Origin of the sequence: Owenweeksia hongkongensis DSM 17368, assembly GCF_000236705.1 — a bacterium.
Taxonomy (GTDB): Bacteria; Bacteroidota; Bacteroidia; order Flavobacteriales; family Schleiferiaceae; genus Owenweeksia; species Owenweeksia hongkongensis.
Window position 1 is genome coordinate 1,447,464 of record NC_016599.1, and the last position, 17,830, is coordinate 1,465,293.

At 40.1% G+C, this 17,830-nt stretch carries 15 protein-coding genes and 1 tRNA gene; 8 read left to right on the forward strand and 8 right to left on the reverse strand.

Features of this window, described 5'->3' with window-relative positions:
• Window positions 1-8: 8 nt before the first annotated feature.
• On the reverse strand, window positions 9-1,022 hold the full coding sequence (locus OWEHO_RS06600) for a glutaminyl-peptide cyclotransferase (protein ID WP_014201693.1): 1,014 nt from the start codon (window positions 1,020-1,022) through the stop codon (window positions 9-11).
• Between the two features lie 157 nt (window positions 1,023-1,179).
• Here OWEHO_RS06600 and OWEHO_RS06605 point away from each other — a divergent pair, with 157 nt between their 5' ends.
• The 7 genes from OWEHO_RS06605 to OWEHO_RS06635 all read left to right on the forward strand — a co-directional run bounded on the left by OWEHO_RS06605 (window position 1,180) and on the right by OWEHO_RS06635 (window position 6,024).
• A complete protein-coding gene (locus OWEHO_RS06605) occupies window positions 1,180-2,028 on the forward strand; it encodes a transketolase (protein WP_014201694.1) in 849 nt (282 codons plus the stop codon).
• 9 nt (window positions 2,029-2,037) lie between these two features.
• Window positions 2,038-3,417, forward strand: a complete 1,380-nt coding sequence (locus OWEHO_RS06610; RefSeq protein WP_014201695.1) for a vWA domain-containing protein — start codon at window positions 2,038-2,040, stop codon at window positions 3,415-3,417.
• 2 nt (window positions 3,418-3,419) lie between these two features.
• A complete protein-coding gene (locus OWEHO_RS06615) occupies window positions 3,420-4,373 on the forward strand; it encodes a transketolase family protein (RefSeq protein WP_014201696.1) in 954 nt (317 codons plus the stop codon).
• A 102-nt stretch (window positions 4,374-4,475) separates the two neighbouring features.
• Window positions 4,476-5,012, forward strand: a complete 537-nt coding sequence (locus OWEHO_RS06620) for an RNA polymerase sigma factor (protein WP_014201697.1) — start codon at window positions 4,476-4,478, stop codon at window positions 5,010-5,012.
• A 5-nt stretch (window positions 5,013-5,017) separates the two neighbouring features.
• Window positions 5,018-5,419, forward strand: coding sequence for a hypothetical protein (locus OWEHO_RS06625; protein ID WP_014201698.1), 402 nt, complete (start codon window positions 5,018-5,020; stop codon window positions 5,417-5,419).
• Window positions 5,406-5,876: a hypothetical protein gene (locus tag OWEHO_RS06630; RefSeq protein WP_014201699.1), complete on the forward strand. Its 471-nt coding sequence runs from the start codon at window positions 5,406-5,408 to the stop codon at window positions 5,874-5,876. The genes OWEHO_RS06625 and OWEHO_RS06630 overlap by 14 nt, the downstream gene beginning before the upstream one ends.
• A gap of 72 nt (window positions 5,877-5,948) precedes the next feature.
• Window positions 5,949-6,024: transfer RNA gene (locus tag OWEHO_RS06635), tRNA-His, on the forward strand.
• 208 nt (window positions 6,025-6,232) lie between these two features.
• Here OWEHO_RS06635 and OWEHO_RS06640 read toward each other — a convergent pair.
• The 6 genes from OWEHO_RS06640 to OWEHO_RS06665 all read right to left on the reverse strand — a co-directional run bounded on the left by OWEHO_RS06640 (window position 6,233) and on the right by OWEHO_RS06665 (window position 15,090).
• Complete coding sequence (locus OWEHO_RS06640; protein ID WP_014201701.1) at window positions 6,233-8,440, reverse strand: PepSY domain-containing protein; 2,208 nt, start codon at window positions 8,438-8,440, stop codon at window positions 6,233-6,235.
• A 12-nt stretch (window positions 8,441-8,452) separates the two neighbouring features.
• The gene (locus tag OWEHO_RS06645; protein ID WP_014201702.1) at window positions 8,453-8,941 is read right to left on the reverse strand and encodes a DUF2271 domain-containing protein; all 489 of its coding nucleotides are present in this window, start codon (window positions 8,939-8,941) and stop codon (window positions 8,453-8,455) included.
• Window positions 8,942-8,945: 4 nt separating this feature from the next.
• The gene (locus OWEHO_RS06650; RefSeq protein ID WP_014201703.1) at window positions 8,946-10,433 is read right to left on the reverse strand and encodes an ankyrin repeat domain-containing protein; all 1,488 of its coding nucleotides are present in this window, start codon (window positions 10,431-10,433) and stop codon (window positions 8,946-8,948) included.
• A 72-nt stretch (window positions 10,434-10,505) separates the two neighbouring features.
• A complete protein-coding gene (locus OWEHO_RS06655; RefSeq protein WP_014201704.1) occupies window positions 10,506-11,789 on the reverse strand; it encodes a hypothetical protein in 1,284 nt (427 codons plus the stop codon).
• Window positions 11,790-11,818: 29 nt separating this feature from the next.
• Entirely contained in the window at window positions 11,819-14,224 is a 2,406-nt protein-coding gene (locus tag OWEHO_RS06660; RefSeq protein ID WP_014201705.1) for a TonB-dependent receptor, read from the reverse strand.
• A 326-nt stretch (window positions 14,225-14,550) separates the two neighbouring features.
• The gene (locus tag OWEHO_RS06665) at window positions 14,551-15,090 is read right to left on the reverse strand and encodes a hypothetical protein (RefSeq protein WP_041627476.1); all 540 of its coding nucleotides are present in this window, start codon (window positions 15,088-15,090) and stop codon (window positions 14,551-14,553) included.
• 286 nt (window positions 15,091-15,376) lie between these two features.
• Between OWEHO_RS06665 and dinB the strand changes: the two genes are divergently transcribed.
• On the forward strand, window positions 15,377-16,612 hold the full coding sequence (gene dinB / locus OWEHO_RS06670) for a DNA polymerase IV (RefSeq protein WP_014201707.1): 1,236 nt from the start codon (window positions 15,377-15,379) through the stop codon (window positions 16,610-16,612).
• Window positions 16,613-16,669: 57 nt separating this feature from the next.
• On the opposite strand, the gene OWEHO_RS06675 is transcribed toward dinB, so the two are convergent.
• Window positions 16,670-17,629, reverse strand: coding sequence for a T9SS type A sorting domain-containing protein (locus tag OWEHO_RS06675; protein ID WP_014201708.1), 960 nt, complete (start codon window positions 17,627-17,629; stop codon window positions 16,670-16,672).
• Window positions 17,630-17,830 lie beyond the last annotated feature (201 nt).

Genomic DNA, 17,830 nt, shown 5'->3' on the forward strand with positions numbered 1-17,830 from the left:
CTTTAATCCTACAAATCGTTGACTTGCAACTCATAGGTCTCCGTCCAGTTTTTTCCAGTAATCAAAAGGTTTCCATCTATTATGGCAATGCCATTGGCTACACCCTGCTGGAAATTTTTTGAAGGAATATTGTCCAATGAAATCACTTCTTCTACCGCACCAGTCTGAGAGTTGATTACCACGATTTCCTTTTCATACCAAACATTGGCATATATCTTTCCATTGTGATATTCTAGTTCATTTAGCTTACCGTGTATACCTTTGTCATCTACCACCTGCAGGCTACCTGTATAAGTAAAATCTTTTGGATTGATATAGTATACGAAGTGCGAACCATTGGACATAATCAGGCTTTTACCGTCATAACAAAGGCCCCAACCTTCAGCCGAAAATGGAACATTAAACTCACCCACTTTTTCAAAAGTGGTTCTATTATATATAAATGCTTTCTGAGCTTTATACGTCAGCTGAAAAATACTATCACCCACCACGGCTATGCCCTCACCAAAAAACTGAGCATCCAAATCCATGGAGTTTTCAATTTTGGCCGAAGCCAAATTATAGGTAACCAATTTACTTTTGCCATTCAAGCCAGTTCCTTCATATAACATCCCATCCTCATAGTAAAAGCCTTCTGTAAAATAACTGGCATCATGCTTATAGGTGTTAATAATAGAATAGCTCTTGCGTTGTGGTTTTTGGCTTGACACGATCAATAGTGACACTTCTCGCACAGTATTTTCCGCCCCTGTAAAAACAGTAAGCTTAAGCGTGTTTTTTCCTAGAACACTATTCTCTTTGCCAAGTGTCACATTGCTTGCAGCTACCTTTTTTCCATTTAGCTGTAGCTGAATAGAATCGTGATTAGTAGTTTCCATTTCAATAGATACCGGGTCTCCCCAATGTAATCTTGTGTTAGCGTAACTATCCAGATTGCTACTTACAGCTACCAGCGAGGTTGCACTCTGCTGACAAGCACCTTGAACTAAAATAATAACCGATAGAAAAACAATCTTTCTCATACGAAAGCAATCAAAATTTTGCAGGCCACAAAAATGGCTTATTTTTTCAAACTCCCTGCCCCAAACTCCCTGCCCGCACTTCCTTTTTAATTTTTATCAACATTCATTTTTCCACACTTTTTAGATAGCCTACTTTTGCAAACTCAAAACAATAACGATGGCTGATATTCAGGAATTAGAAAAAATCGCTTCACAAGTAAGAAGAGACATTGTAAGAATGGTACACGCTGTACAATCAGGCCACCCAGGTGGGTCTTTAGGTTGTACCGAATTTCTTACCGCCCTTTATTTTGATATTCTAAAGCACAACGCCAAGTCTTTTGACATGGATGCTAAAGGAGAAGATGTATTCTTCCTTTCTAATGGCCACATTAGCCCTGTGTTTTATAGCGTATTGAGCCGCAGCGGATATTTTGATGTTGATGAGCTTAATACTTTCCGTAAAATAAACAGCCGTCTACAAGGTCACCCTACTACCCACGAAGGTTTGGAAGGTGTTCGTATCGCCTCTGGTTCATTAGGCCAAGGAATGTCAGTAGCCATAGGAGCTGCCCTTACCAAAAAGATGAACGGTGAAGACACTACCGTATATACCCTTCACGGGGATGGTGAATTGCAGGAAGGACAAATTTGGGAAGCTGCACTTTATGCACCAGCCAACAAAGTTGATAACCTTATCTGCACTATTGATGCTAACGGTCAGCAGATTGACGGCAGCACGGATGACGTATTATCTATGGGTAGCATTGCTGACAAATTCAAAGCTTTTGGATGGGAAGTAATGACCATTGAAAAAGGTAATGATATGACGTCTGTAGTGGACGGATTGAAGCACGCCAAATCCCTTACCGGAAAAGGAAAACCTGTATGTGTGGTAATGCACACCGAAATGGGTTACGGAGTAGATTTTATGCAAGGAACTCATGAGTGGCACGGTATTGCTCCAAGTGATGATCAGTTGGCAGCAGCCTTGGGTCAGCTTGAAGAAACCCTAGGAGACTACTAAGACATTTCTTTGCGTAGATATTTCCACATAGCTTTATTTATAAGCCTTTGCTTCAGCACACTTGTTTCGGGTCAAACCCAAAAGCAAGAGCAAGAAGTAACACGCATTTTGTTTGTATTTGACGGTTCGCAGAGTATGTATGCCCGCTGGCAAAGTGGCACCAAAATAGACATTGCTCAAAGATTGATGAATCAAATGCTGGACAGCCTGCAAAGTCTGCAAAGCGAAAGCTTTCAGCTCGCCTTGCGCGTATACGGTCATCAAAAACCTGTACCTCCACAAGATTGCAATGACACTCGGCTTGAAGTACCGTTTAAGTACAATAACTTTGCTAGTATAAAACGTGTGTTAAGAGGGCTTTCGCCAAAAGGGACCACTCCAATCGCACGTTCTTTATTACGTTCAGCGTCTGACTTTCCTCCCTGTGATAATTGCAGAAACATAATTATTCTTATTACCGATGGCGTAGAAGCTTGCGATGAAGACCCTTGTGCAGCTTCGTTGGCATTGCAGAAAAAAGGGATCATTCTTAAACCTTTTGTTATTGGTATTGGGCTGGACAAAGAGTTTAAGCAAACTTTTGATTGTGTAGGAAATTACTATGATGCGGCTGATGAAGAGACTTTCAAAAATGTATTGGGTGTTGTAATCTCTCAAGCTTTGGATAATACTTCTGCCCAAATCAACCTTTTAGATCAATATGATTTACCCTCAGAAACTGATGTTGCCATTACCTTTTATGACGAAGTAAGTGGTCAAATAAAAAAGCAGTTGGTACACACACTCAACTTTAAAGGAAACCCCGATACCATACATTTAGATCCCTTGGTTCGTTATAAAATGGTGGTACACAGCATTCCTGAACAAACAGAAGAACACATCAATATTGCCCCTGGTAAGCATAACCAAATTGGACTAAAAATGCCTCGAGGAGGGTTAGAGTTAAAAGTTACCAGTAGAAGTTCTGGTGACTTAAAATGTATTGTCCGCGAACATAACTCTAAGGCAATACTTCACGTTCAAGACTTTAATACAACTCAACGATACATTACCGGTTATTATGACTTGGAACTACTTACCCTACCAAGGTATGTAATGCCTAATCAAAAAATAGAAGCCGGAAAAACGACAACCATTGCCATTCCCCCTCCTGGAAAAGTAAACTTTAGCAGCTCTGCTCCCGGCTACGGTTCTATTTTGGTAGAAAATGGAAATACAATGGAATGGGTGACCGATTTAGATGAAAATACCGCAAGACAAAGCTTAAATTTGCAGCCTGGAAATTATAAGGTGGTATTTCGTTCAAAATCATCACGCAAAAGCGAATATTCAGTTACACGTACATTTACAATAAGCTCGGGAAGCACCACAATAGTAAAACTTAATTAGCCATGAAAAAATACACCGATCAAGGATCAAAAGACACACGTTCAGGATTTGGAGCAGGACTTTCAGAACTGGGAAAAACTAATGAAAATGTAGTGGCCCTATGTGCCGACCTTACGGGTTCATTAAAAATGGGTGACTTCAAAAAAGCACATCCTGACCGCTTTTTTCAAGTAGGTATTGCCGAAGCCAATATGATGGGTATTGCAGCAGGTATGACTGTAGGTGGAAAAATTCCTTTTACAGGAACTTTCGCAAACTTTTCTACAGGACGTGTTTACGATCAAATTCGCCAATCTATTGCTTACTCTGATAAGAACGTAAAAATATGTGCTTCTCACGCAGGCCTTACTTTGGGTGAAGATGGTGCAACTCACCAAATTTTGGAAGACATCGGTTTGATGAAAATGCTTCCGGGCATGACCGTAATCAACCCTTGCGATTATAATCAAACAAAGGCTGCAACCATTGCTATTGCTGAACACCACGGCCCTGTGTACTTACGCTTTGGCCGTCCTAAGGTGGCAAATTTCACTCCAGAAGATCAAAAATTTGAAATCGGTAAAGCTGTAATGCTTAATGAAGGTACTGATGTAACTATCATCGCCACCGGTCATTTGGTATGGAAAGCTATCGAGGCTGGTGAAGCTTTGGCAGAACAAAACATCAGCGCTGAGATCATTAACATTCATACTATTAAGCCTTTGGATGATGAGGCTATTTTAAAGTCTGTAGCTAAAACAGGTTGTGTAGTAACGGCTGAAGAACATCAAATGAATGGTGGTTTAGGAGATAGCGTGAGTAATCTTTTAGCTCGTGAGATGCCAACTCCTCAGGAATACGTTGCTGTGAATGATTCATTTGGTGAAAGTGGAAAACCTGAAGACCTTATGATAAAATATGGTCTTAGCACACAAAATATTGTAGAAGCTGCTAAAAAAGCTATGAGCAGAAAATAAACTCAGCATACATATTTGAATAATTAAAAAGGTTTAAGGTTCGCTTTAAACCTTTTTCTTTTTCAGGTATCTTACATTTACACTGAAACACAAAAAGCGGCATTGGAAGACGAAATCCAGCTTTTGCTCCAGGACAAAGCCAAGCATCACCAGGCTTTTGACAAAATAGTAAAGGCATATAGCGAGCGATTATACTGGCATATCAGGCGCATGGTGCACAGCCATGATGACGCTGATGATGTGCTGCAAAATACCTACATAAAGGTGTGGCGCAATATTGCTTCCTACCGTGGTGACTCCAAGCTTTATACCTGGCTTTATAGAATTGCTACCAATGAAGCATTGAACCATATTCGCCAGCAAAAACGACTATATAAAGTAGGCGATGATGTAGATGCTGAGAACCAAGCCTCCCTTAGCGGGGATGCCTATTTTGACGGAGAAGCGGCTGAAGCTAAACTTCATCTGGCTATCCAAGGTTTGCCTGATAAGCAACGTGCAGTTTTTAATTTAAAGTACTTTGAAGAAATGAAATACGAAGAAATGTCAGAGGTGCTTGAAACCTCAGTGGGAGCATTAAAAGCTTCGTATCATCATGCGGTACAAAAAGTGAAATACTATTTAGAAAATAACGAATAATAACAATGAGCGAATTTAATCACCCATATTCCAAAAAGGACAGCTCTTACAAGGTGCCAGAGGGATATTTTGCTCAAAAGCAAAATGATCTGTTTGCTATAGCTGATGAGAAAATTAAGCGAACCTCCTCCGTTCGTCAACTGTCCTGGATCTCTGCCGCTGTAGCTGCTGCATTAATACTTGCTATTTTTCTTTTCCCAGAAGGAAAGCCTACTGAGCTTACTCCTGAATATGTGGAAGACTATGTGATGAGCGAGTACAATTATGGATTTACTGAAGAGGCATTACTGTATGAGCTGGAAGGGGAAGAACTTGCGGTAGAAGACGGTTGGCAATTTACAGACCAAGCCATGGAAGAATTTTTAGATAACAATTTTGATCAAACACTACATTATGAATATTATTAGAATCACCCTCGCACTCTTGCTTTTTAGTGGCAGCCTGATGGCACAACGTGAAAAGCCCAGTGAAGAAATGCGCGAAAAAATTGAATCTATGCGCATTGCTTATATAACGGAAAAAATAAACCTCACTCCTGAGGAAGCTCAAGTCTTTTGGCCGGTTTACAATCAGTACCGTGAAGAATTTGAAAAAATAATTCACCGTGTTGAACCCAATGGCAAACCTCCGCACCACTTGAGTGATGAAGAGCTAAATAAAATGAGTGACAAAGAAGTCCGCGAAATGCTCACCAATGAAATGGAAAAACAGAAGCTTTTGGTGGAGCATCGTGAAAAATACTTCAAGAAATTCACTGAAATACTACCAATAAAAAAAGTGGCTTTATTGTATGATGCTGAAAGAGAGTTCCAAAGAAAATTGATGAGACAAATTTCTGATCGAGGCCATGAAAAAGGCAAATAAATTATTTTGGAAGTAACAATAATTTATATATTTGCGCCCCGTTTGAGGGATTCCTCGAACGATTATTAAAATGGTGGTTGTAGCTCAGTTGGTTAGAGCATCGGTTTGTGGTACCGAGGGTCGTGGGTTCGAGCCCCATCTTCCACCCATTATAAAAGAGAGTTCTGATGTATTTCAGGACTCTCTTTTTCATTTACAGAAGAATACAGTGGGGCGAGAAGTTTATCCTGAGCGCAGCAAAGCGAAGCCGAAGGGAGCCCCATCTTCCACCCATTATGAAAGAAAGTTCTGATGTATTTCAGGACGAGACAAATGTAAAAAAGCCGCTCCGAATGATTTCGGAGCGGCTTTTTCATTTAATAGCAATCCATCTTCAACTGTCCCTTATTTTGGTAATAGCTCAATGGCTTTTTGTTAGCCTTTCGGCAAATGATATCCAAGGTTGCGGTTACTTCCTTTTGCATGGCAATGCTGCCGCAGATCATAATAACGCCTTTGGCTTTAAGTAAGGCAGCTATTTGCTCCGCATCCCTTTTTACCAAATGCTGCACGTATAACTTCTCCGCTTGTGCTCGCGAATAGGCCGGTGCGTATTTACTTAAATACCCGCGACTAAGATTTCCTTCAATAACTTCTTTGTACAACTCAAATGAAGCCTCATTCCTTCCGCCCCACATAAGCTCTGTTTCTATCTTTTTATGATTGTGATTCATCATTCCCAAAAACGGAGCTATACCAGTACCTGTACTTATCATCAACACCTTTCTTGCTCTTTTAGGAAAGTGAAAATCGCGATTCTTTACAATGCTGGCTTGCAGCTTTTCGCCAACCTTCAAGTCATTGATATAATTAGAACACAGCCCCTGAGAATGTCGCTTGATGCTCAACAATATTTCACCACGGTTATTTAAACCAATAGAATACAGACGCTCGTGCGTTTCATCATTTGGGTACACCGCCAATAAATCTCCTGATTGAAACTTAAAGCTGTCGGTTTTTAAGGTAACCGTAAAAGTGTCATCAGGGCTATCACAAGCCTCCGTTTTTTCAATTACCTCAAAGCTCTGTTTCTTCTTCCGCTTCTGTGTAATAGGGTTTTCCTGTGGTACAGAAATATCCAAACCTACATGTTCGCCCCACTGATTTACCCATTGGTTAAAAGCTTCCCAAGAGCGATTATTGATAGTATAAGGTTCCAGCATTCGATGAGCTTTGCTGTCGGTTTGCAACAGTTTATCTACATCAAAAGCATATTGGCAAAAATTGGAATAAGCCAATGAACCAAAGCCGACCACCGAAAAACTGTATGGATTTTTGGAGCTGAATTTAGTGAAGCGCTTTTCAAACTTTTTAGCATTAGCCGGAGGTTCGCCCACACCATAGGTTGCCGCAAATACTATCAAATGCTCCATCTTCTTAAACTCGGAGTAGCGGTTCATTTCGGCCAAATAAGACTTTTGGCCGGCAGCCAATAATTGCTGATGCAAAATGGTGGCAAAACGAATGGTACTCCCCGACTCTGATCCAACCAGGATTATATACTTAGCCTGATTTTTCTTGTATTTGTTTTTTATTCGGGAAGCCCTTCTTCGCAAAGTCATGGCAAAACCGGAGTAGATAAAAAACAAAGTACTGATGGACGCCAAGCCCAAAATCACAGACCAAAAAATACTACCACGGCCCGTGTGCAGATCTATGCTCCAGCGCGAAGCAATATCTACAAAAGGATATTTGAGTTCACTCAAAACCTCCCCAGTGAATTGATTTACCAAAACTTCTTTGGACTGAAGACTTACCAAATAATAATCCTCCACATCATCTGAAAAAGGAAACTCCAAAGTGCGAAGCTCATCCAGTTTTATATCATTAAAAATTGGAAAGTCGGCTGTGGCCAATTTTGGTTCAGCCTGAATATTTTCATAATCTACATCATGAGAAAGCGATGTGGCAGGAATAACTTCAAAGCGAAGAAGTGAAAGGTAAACCCCAGTCAGGGTGATAATCACGATTGGAATAAGACTCAATCGCCCTAAGTAAACATGGTAGTACTGAAAGAAATTATCTCTAAGTACTCTAGCAAAAAATCGTTTTATGCCTTGCTGCCTTCTGATGATAAGGGCAATTCCGGAAACGGAAATAAAGAATAAAAGTAAGGAGGCCAATCCTACAAAAAAGCGTCCGATGCTTTTGAGAAAAAGCGAGCGATGCAGGTTGGTAGCAAATTGATAAATGGGCGCAGATTCTATCAGATCCGCTGTTTTTTCGCCCGTAAGGGGATTGATATAAAACTCACTAAAGTCTCCGTTTTCATCAATCACGGTGGCTTTCACCAAATCATTTTCATCTACAGCTACACTCAGCACCTCATCATAGCGATTGCTCAATGCTGCAAGTGTTTGCGCCAAGCTTACCTCACTTGTTGCCTCAGAGGCAAGCCCTACTTCCAGCTGATTGGAAACGGGCTCCACGGCCAAAATTATCCCGGTAAGGGAAGCGATTAGAATAAAAATAAAAGAAGATACAGCCAAAGCAAGATGACTGTATCTCCAAAATGAAAGAATCATGTAAGTTCTTTTTTATTGCGGCATCAAACGCACATAACGGATAAAACCAGTACCCTCAGCCTTAGCTTTCAAAGCTTCAGTGGTCAATGGAATTTCTACATCTTTTACGTGATAACCTTCATCCTCTACAGAGGTTTCAAAACGTAATTTGTAACCTGCATTTATTTTAGATTCATCAATATTAAGCACGCTAATCAGACGCTCTCCACCAGCTAAGGTTTCGCCTGTAATGCCATCAACGCTGCGTTTTTTGGCACCCCAAAATTTCCACCATTCATCAATCTCATGGTACCACTCATCATCTTCGCCATGTATAAAAAGCGTTTCCTCGTACGCTCCTTTTGGGTCAATTAATGAGATAATAATATATGCGCCCTCTCCTGTATAATTCACCATTTGAATCATACACTTAAACTTTTTACTTGTAGTGTTACCAGCTTTAAAAGCGCCCAATAACAATAGACCTGCTAAAGCAAAAAGTAAAATCCTAAGTTTCTTCATCTTCCTATTTCAAAAAACTAATGTCCGCATTGGCTTCAGTTAGCAGCTCATTTTCGCTGGCCAAATCGTAAGCACTTTCCTCAAAATCTGTTTTAATGCTTGCATCAGCGCCATTGTCCATAAGAAACTGTAGCACTTCGGTATTTGAAGCTTTCATGGCTGCTATAAGCAAAGCTGTGTTGCCTTCATCATTTTTGGCATTGATGTCCATCTCCCAGTTGAGAGCCATTTTTGTCAATTCCAAATCATCCTTCTCGGCTGCATAATGAAGCAAAGTATTTCCATCGGCATGCACACCAGAAGGATTAAAATCTTCTGAATAAATGCTTGCCAATTTGGCCTGCAACTCCTTACCCTCTCCTTTACGGTAAGAATCAATAAGCGCCTTGCCTGTCAAGTCATTTGTTTTTGCTCCTTCTGAAAGTAAAAAGTTTACTACTTCGCTGGTATTTCCAGCCACAGCATTGTTTAGCGCTGTTTCGCCTTTTTTATTTACTGCATTAATGTCTTTGGTTTCTTTGGCAAAAAGCTCCACCACCATCAACTTATTACGCGAAGCAGAAATCATCAACGCATTGTTGCCATCAGCATCCACTTGATTTGGGTTTACACCTTTTTTGATGAAATACTTCAATACTTCCATATCCTCGCTTCTTCCAGCTAAAAGGTGAAGAGGCGTAGTTCCTTCATTGGTAACCACGTTTGGCTTCACGCCTTTTTTCTCCAGGTACTTATACACTTCTATACCATTACTCGCATTTCTGGTTCCGCGTGCAGCAAATAGCATAGCATTTCCGCCTTCTTTATTCAATCCTTTGTACTCCACACCAGCTTTCACAAGTTGCTCCATCATGTCAATGTTGCCTGTACGAGCGGCATAGTTAAAAGCTGAATTACCATCATTGTCTTTAGCTTTTACATCCAATCCTTTACCAGTAAAGTAATTCATCAAAGCAAAGTCTTTATCGCTAGCCGCAGCAAGAAGCAACGCATTGGCTCCATGGTGATCGGTGAATTTCACATCAGCACCACCTTCTATAAGCACATCGTAAATTTCAGTGTTGGTAACGCCATTGGTTGCGGCAAAAGTAAGTGCGCTATTTCCATGTGTATCTACAATATCAAGCTTTGCTCCTTTTGACAAAAGCATTTTTACCACTGGTAAATTACTGCGATAAGCTGCCCAAAAAATGTACGTACGTCCGTCATGGGTAAGCTTATTTACACTGTTACCCTCCAGTGAAGTCATGTACTCAATAGTGGCCAAAGGTGCATCCTGTAAAATGGCATAAGTAGCTCCGTCAAAGGCATTGCCGTTTTTGGCGGTAGGATCATTTCCTTCCTCTATTTTTTGCTTTACCGTTTCTACATCTGGCGCGCCTTTCCAAAAACTTCTCTCCAGAAATACATTACCATTTTTTGCTTGAGCAAAAGATGAAACCACCAGCATCAGCATAAGAGCTACTTTGCTTATCAATCGACTTGTTACCATTTTACTGCTTTTTGAAATCTTAAAATCTGCCGCGCAAAACTCTAAATAATGCGCGGCAGAAAAAAATTGTTATTAATAAATACCGATGTAGTAAGAATCTGCGCCAGCCTCAATTTTAGCACCTTGAGTTACCGCATCTGCAGAAGTAGAGCTTACATCAAAACTGTAGATATAACCTTCTCCACCTTTTGGAGCAATTGCCATCTTAAACTCACCATTTGCAACTACGCTATTTTGGTATTGTTGCAACCAAAGGTCTGCTGGCAAATTAAGCTTTACAGCTGTATTGCTATATAAATCCACGCGAGCAACGCTCCACACAGCATCACTTGTACCACCTTGGTCAGAGTTTGCATAAGGTACATAGCCAATACCGTTTCCTACATAAAACCAACCATTAGAAATAGTGTTTTCTCCAAGCAGTGAAGAAAGGTTCAAACTGTAGTTATCATCGTAATCGCCATTGCTGATTTTCAAAATGTGCGTTTGAAAGGTATTGTCAGGCACGGTGGTAATTTGGTACACATCGCCTCTTTCATCTTGATAAGAAACAGAAGTACGGTAACCATTGGTAGCTCCTCTGGCTCCATTTACATTGGTAGAAATAATACGTGGATTTTCCAGACTTGGGTAATCAAGTACCAAAGTTTCTACATTAGGATAAATAGCGTCAATATTTTGATCGGTAGCAGGATCATACTTGCGCTTACCCATTCCATAAAATACTTTGTCTCCTATCACCACAGGTGCATCAATACGAAAAACATAGTCTCCGGTATTTTGCATTTCGGCAGACATTGGAATAGTAAAATCAGAAATTTCATTGATGGTCAACCCATCCAAACCTACTGACATTACGCGAGCCGTAGTTTCGGTGTGGGTATAAACGCCATTGGCATCGTACATGTTTTCAGTGGCAACGCTATGCAAAAGAGCTACATCATCATTAATTCTAGTCCAGCGAGGGTAAGCAGTACCCATAGCTTGCTCGATGTTGGTTTCATCTACCTTGGTGTAGTTTTGACCACCATTTACAGTAAACTTATAAATGCTTCCACCACCGTAATCAAGGCTGTACATGGTTTTACCATCGCTAGAGGTAAAAATACGAGCAGTACGTGTAGATGGTACTTCAAAACCATAGCCTTTGAAAGTAATATCACCCTCACTTAAATCGGTAGTTCCCTGCACATAAGTGGCTGAAGGGTTTCCCGAACCATCGGCATAACCCAGGGTATATACTCTTTCGGTAGTTGTAGAGTCATCATTATTATCATCCTTTTCACAGGCTACTGCCAAAAAAGCAACACCCGCTGCCATGGCTAATTTTGAAAATCTGTTGAACTTACGGTTCATATTATTGTGTTTTTAAAGAATTGATTGGTTTAAAAAATTGAATAACTAGCTTTCACATAAAAGGCTCTCCCGGGTTTCTGCAGAGCCCAATTGTCAAATACTTGTTCATTCAATAGGTTTCGCGCATCCGCACTAAGTGTAAGCTTGTCTTTTGGAAATGTGTAGGCCACACCCACATCATGCACCATTTGTGAAGGAATCACATCTTTATTTGCTCCACCAATGCTTGGCCAATTGCGGTAAAACTCATGTACATAACCTAGATTATAATACATGCTCAATCTTGATTTTTTCTGCAAAACATCGCGCATTGTATAGCGCAGGTTACTATTTACTGTAAAAAATGGTTCGTTTCGAAGGCGGTCTTTGTAATACAAATATTCATCACCATACTCGTCATATTGAGTATTAAAGCGAGGGTTTGCCAGAGATACCCCCAGTCTGTAGTTTAACTTTTGATCAAAACTATATTTTGCCTCAGCATCAAAACCAGTGCTCAATACTGAGTGCACATTTACATAGCTAAACGTTTCATCCTGCTGATCAGGCACTCCGGGCATTATCATTCCCTGAATATTGCGGTAAAAGAAATTGGCATTGAAACCTACATTGTGTTTCTTTTTGCCAAACATTCCCAGCACAAAACCCACGTTGAAGTTAGTGCTACGCTCAGGTTCCAATTCATAACTGGCATCTACATTCTCAGCTGTATTTCCAAATATTTCTGTACTTCCCGGCATGCGGATAGCATTTTCGGCAGAAGCCGTAAGCTCTACTTTTGGAAATAAATAATAGGCAGCCGCAATACCATATCCAGTTTCGTTTCGACTGTCTTCGTATTCATACGCTGTTACGGCATCACGACCACGCACAGCATCTTTTAGCTTTACATATTGGTAGTAAAATTTCCCAAATATGGATGTAGTCAATCTTCCATCAAAAGCTGTGTTTTCGTAAGAAACCCCCGTTACACTTTTCCTGAAATGTCGAGTATCTATTAGTTCACGCTCTGCGTCTGGTAATAATGGATCATCAGGCTTGCGCTGAAAATCAGTAGCGAGGTAATTGAGCACCACCTTATTTTTGGTATTTATGCGATAAGTAAGGTTTGCACGGCCCGTTAATTTTTTCTCGCGGTCTTCATTCAAAGTTGGATCTCCAGCCTCTGCCCCGGTTTGATATTCCAACCATTCGCCATCATATAAATCCCAGTAGTCGGAAACACGATTTCCGCTCCAATCATACATATAAGGTACGGTGTCAATAATGTTTCTCCTAAGATTAGAATAAAGGCCTGAAATATTAATATCCAATCCTTTTAGCAGGAAATCATTTTTGGTGTACAACAGATTAATAGCCTGAGTACTCTGCTCGGCACGTCTATTTCCATACACCAACTCCATGGTAGCTCCATGCTGAATATCTTTATCCAAATCACTAAGCAATACGCCAACAAAAGCTTGATCAGCCCATTTTACATTCGTAAAACCTAGCTCAGCCTTACCTCCTCTTGATTGGTATGAATCGTGAAAACGCTCAGCGGTGATATATTCCTTCTTACCATCTGCACCTGTGGTGTACACCTTGTCGCCCCATACATCATAATTGTTATCTGAGTAATTGTAAAAAGCTGAACCACGAAACGTAAGCCCGTTTTTCTGATTGCGATAATTACCATTTATGCTGGCTTGATGCGTATTAAACGAACCAAAACTGTAGGATACATTCAACGAGTTTGCCACCAATTTTTTGGTAATCACATTGATGGCACCGCCCAATGCATCACCGCCAAGGTGGGCTGGCACCACTCCTTTATAAACTTCTACGCGCTCTATACTTGAACTAGGAATACTACTTAATGAAAACGATGATCCGTAATTTTCAATAGGAATACCATCTATAAAAATACGCACGCTATTGCCAGACAAACCATTGATATTATACACCACCTGCGACCCCAATCCTCCGGTTTGCCTGATGCGCACTCCCGTGCTCTGATCCAGCATATCGTTCACCTGAATAGACTGGTACTGAATATCTTTGGTTTCTAATGCATTTACTGCAAAGCCGCTACTTTCAATTTCGGAAGCCACCGTTTTAGCAGCCACCTGGGCTTCCTCAAGCTCCACATTAGAAGGCTCGGCTGTTAAGTTTATAGTATGCTTGTCTTTGTGAAGCTTTATTTTTTGCCTTAGGGTTTTTGCCTCCATTGAGCTTACCACTAACGTGTGTGTGCCATGTGGAATATTAGAAATACTAAACACCCCATTAGCATCTGTTACTCCTGCTTTTTTGGTTTCTTCCAAAATGAGATGAGCGCCTATTAATGGCGTTCCATCACTCAGCAACACTTGTCCACCAATATTACATTGCTGACCGTAGGCCACAATGCTAAAACATAAAAGAAACAATACTGAGTAATAAAACCGAGTCATTTAGTCCGTTGGATTTTTTAAATCGGGGGCAAATGTAAACTCTATTTTTAAACAGTCTAAATAAACGCAGGTTAATTTTACATGAATTTTCCTACAGCTCAAAAAGTTTAAGAGACTAGCATTATTGTCTAAAAAGTTATTTTTTTGATCTTCAAAGACCTGTAGTTTTATATGCGGCTTTGCGACTCATTGGTGAAAAGTGTGCCTCTCTAATTTTTTATAAGCATCAAAATTATCGCCTATAAACAACAGCTTTTAAAGGTTTTTTGGATGGGTTGGTCCTAACCTTTACCCTTCCAATCCGTTAAAACTTCTCCATTTATCCTTTAGACTATTTTATATTTATCATTTACTACCCTATTCCACTTATTAATTCTTGTTTTAGCAAAAAGCACGTGGAATTCACCATTCACACCATTTTCTCCTGTATTCACCTTGTAAAGTCTTTTTGTCAAAGTGCAAATCTCTTTAACCGTCAATAACCTTTCATTGATTACACCCTTTTCTCTTATATAGGTAGAAATATTTTCACTTGGAATATGGTACGACATAAACCCGTGAGCTATATATCGTCTATCTTTATTTAACTGACCTATTTCACTATTGATGCTCTTCCACACTTCTGTGAGCTCCGGCATTTGTTCTTTAATAAAGTCCGATATCACATTTCTTTTCTGTTCAAGCGACATTCCGATATACTTTTTTAAGTAATAATCTCGATTATATATATCAAAATCTGTCATACTGCATAAAAATACTAGCCCAAACTCTAATTCATAAAATGCTATTACAAATGCTCCCACAGCCTCTTTAAACTCACGATCCTTAACCAGTGGGTCTATTTTATTTTCCATAATTCTTTTCATGTTGTTAAAAATATTTTCCTAAGTAACGAGAATTTCAAAATCTGTCGGGTTTTCCTTTCCCCCTTAGAAAGCCCTCTTCCTCTTTGTGAAAAAATTATGATTTTGACCCTCAATCTCATGCAACTTATAATGCGGTCTCGCAGCTCATTATGAAAAACTCAGGATCTACCCCCTCCTCTATTCGCCTATCAATTCCCTATCTTTATATTTCTACCTCACACAACAAAACCTACTGAAAATCAGTTTTTAAAAAACTATTTTCTACCAAAACACACAGTACTAAAGGATGCTTTACGCAGAAGAAAATAACCGCAACAAAACCATCGCCCATCTGGATCTGGATACCTTTTTTGTATCGGTAGAAAGATTGCAGAATAGTGCTTTGGTAGGTAAGCCCGTTTTGGTAGGCGGCACCGACAGTCGCGGTGTGGTAGCATCCTGCAGTTATGAAGCCCGTAGGTTTGGAATACATTCGGCCATGCCCATGCGCACCGCCTTGCAACTTTGTCCGGAGGCTGTGGTAATAAAAGGTGACAGCAGTCGCTACAGCAAATACTCTGACATCATCACCGAGATTATAAAGGAAGAAGTTCCACTTTTTGAGAAAACCTCCATCGATGAGTTTTACACCGACCTTACGGGGATGGACAAGTTTTTTGGTTGCTTTAAGCTGGCTTCTGAAATCCGCGACAAGATTATTCGCGAAACAGGGCTCCCAATTTCCTTCGGTCTTTCTACCAACAAAACTGTAGCTAAAATTGCCACTGGCGAAGCCAAGCCCAACAATAAAATTGAAGTTTCACGCGGCACTGAAAAGCCTTTCCTTGCTCCCCTTTCAGTAAAAAAGATTCCGATGGTAGGCGATAAAACTACTCTCCGACTTAGTCAAATGGGCGTTAAGCGCATTCATACTTTGCAGGAAATGCCCATTGAGCTCATGGATCGTGCCATGGGAAAAACCGGTGTAATGATTTGGAAAAAAGCCAACGGTATTGACAACAGTCCCATTGTGGCGTATCAAGAGAGAAAATCTATTTCGCTGGAGCGTACTTTTCAAAAAGACACTATTGATGTAGATAAGCTGCGCACCCTTATAATTGCTATGGCTGAAAATCTCGCCTTTCAGCTAAGGCAGGGAAATAAGCTTACGGCCTGCGTTACGGTAAAAATTCGCTATTCAGATTTTAATACCTATACATTGCAAAAACGTATTCCTTATACCAGCAATGACCACTCGCTGATTGCCATCACTAAGGAGCTTTTTGAAAAACTGTATAACAAAAGATTGCTTGTAAGATTGGTAGGTGTAAAATGTAGCCACCTTGTGGGAGGCGGTCATCAAATCAATTTGTTTGAAGATAGCGAAGAGGTAATCCGTCTGTACCAAGCCATGGACCATATCCGCAATCGCTTTGGCATAAATTCAATAAAACGCGCCAAAACCATGGAAAGCCGAAACCTGGGTGGCGCCAATCCTTTTAATGGAAAACCTTCCATGATTTTAGCACATCGTAGAGCGTAGTTGGGCATTAGTTGATTTGTTATATAGTGCTATCGGCACGACACAATAAAATTAACCTCATTCCCTCACCACTTTTGTAACAACTTTTTGTCCATCTTCAAAGTGAATAGCTACAACATACATTCCCGAAGAAGTCGGTAGTTCTATGTTTTCTGTTTCGAGAGTTTCAATAAGTTTTTGCCCACCCAAAGAGTAGATTTCAACTTTTGAAATCACTTCATCGGCCTGAATATTCAAATGACCGCCTGAAGGATTCGGGTATATCTCAAAATTTATAGCCCGGTACTCTTCCACAGAAATGAAATCCCAATGATCACAAGGCCAAGAAACAAAATGCAGTGAAACACTGTCATTACTAAAACACCTCAAACTATAGTTACTAAGCTGGGTAGTTCTAAATACACTACCATCACAAAGATTAGGAGCAGGAACAAAGGGGACAACATAACCTGTACTTCCAAAATCAGGGTACACCCTATTACTTAATATTGCATTAGACACTGGTTGATAATTGGATGTCCCTCCATAATCCACACTATCCATTGGAAAAGCAACATCCAGATATCTCATATTCTTACCATCAATCATTTCTGTCCCTATAGTTGTAACTGTTGCAACAGGAATTGAATCACAACCAAAACTTGTATCGCTAGGCGAAAACTGCCATTTATCACCTACTGTGGCACTAAAATCATATAACAAATAAGAAGTAGAATCATTTAAAAGACGAAATACTGAATCATTTCGAGTGGCTAGGTAGATAGAAGGAAACACCACATTTTTAGACTGAATTATATCATTAGGGTTGGGCCCCGTCTTTATCTCACTCACACCTGTCACTTCAAATTTTAACCAGTCTATACCTAGCATATTTGTGTCACTAGCATGGGTGATCTTTTTGTAACCACTATAGCCAAACTCCGAATATTCATAATACCACGTAGCATGATATCCAAACTCATGCTGAGCAAAAACGGTAAAGGGAAGCAAGAGAACGAGAAGTAGTAATCTTTTCATAATTGAGAGTTGTTAGTTTTGTTAAAAGTATCAAAGATTCCTGTGATACAAATGCACACGAAAAAAGTGAATAAAAGGTTGGCGCAAACTTTAATTCCCTTCATTTCCATTGTTATTGAATTGTTACTTTGTAGTATTTATGTCCACCCTCCCCCTTCGGGTACTCCCGCCAGCGGGAGACACAGAATCTGTTCCCCTTTG

What these genes read in the sequence shown, in the direction of transcription:
- OWEHO_RS06600 (WP_014201693.1), bottom strand. Translation starts at nt 1,022, where the DNA reads ATGAGAAAGATTGTTTTTCTATCGGTTATTATTTTAGTTCAAGGTGCT.
- OWEHO_RS06605 (WP_014201694.1), top strand. Translation starts at nt 1,180, where the DNA reads ATGGCTGATATTCAGGAATTAGAAAAAATCGCTTCACAAGTAAGAAGA.
- OWEHO_RS06615 (WP_014201696.1), top strand. Translation starts at nt 3,420, where the DNA reads ATGAAAAAATACACCGATCAAGGATCAAAAGACACACGTTCAGGATTT.
- OWEHO_RS06625 (WP_014201698.1), top strand. Translation starts at nt 5,018, where the DNA reads ATGAGCGAATTTAATCACCCATATTCCAAAAAGGACAGCTCTTACAAG.
- OWEHO_RS06630 (WP_014201699.1), top strand. Translation starts at nt 5,406, where the DNA reads ATGAATATTATTAGAATCACCCTCGCACTCTTGCTTTTTAGTGGCAGC.
- OWEHO_RS06640 (WP_014201701.1), bottom strand. Translation starts at nt 8,440, where the DNA reads ATGATTCTTTCATTTTGGAGATACAGTCATCTTGCTTTGGCTGTATCT.
- OWEHO_RS06645 (WP_014201702.1), bottom strand. Translation starts at nt 8,941, where the DNA reads ATGAAGAAACTTAGGATTTTACTTTTTGCTTTAGCAGGTCTATTGTTA.
- OWEHO_RS06650 (WP_014201703.1), bottom strand. Translation starts at nt 10,433, where the DNA reads ATGGTAACAAGTCGATTGATAAGCAAAGTAGCTCTTATGCTGATGCTG.
- OWEHO_RS06655 (WP_014201704.1), bottom strand. Translation starts at nt 11,789, where the DNA reads ATGAACCGTAAGTTCAACAGATTTTCAAAATTAGCCATGGCAGCGGGT.
- OWEHO_RS06660 (WP_014201705.1), bottom strand. Translation starts at nt 14,224, where the DNA reads ATGACTCGGTTTTATTACTCAGTATTGTTTCTTTTATGTTTTAGCATT.
- OWEHO_RS06665 (WP_041627476.1), bottom strand. Translation starts at nt 15,090, where the DNA reads ATGAAAAGAATTATGGAAAATAAAATAGACCCACTGGTTAAGGATCGT.
- dinB (WP_014201707.1), top strand. Translation starts at nt 15,377, where the DNA reads ATGCTTTACGCAGAAGAAAATAACCGCAACAAAACCATCGCCCATCTG.
- OWEHO_RS06675 (WP_014201708.1), bottom strand. Translation starts at nt 17,629, where the DNA reads ATGAAAAGATTACTACTTCTCGTTCTCTTGCTTCCCTTTACCGTTTTT.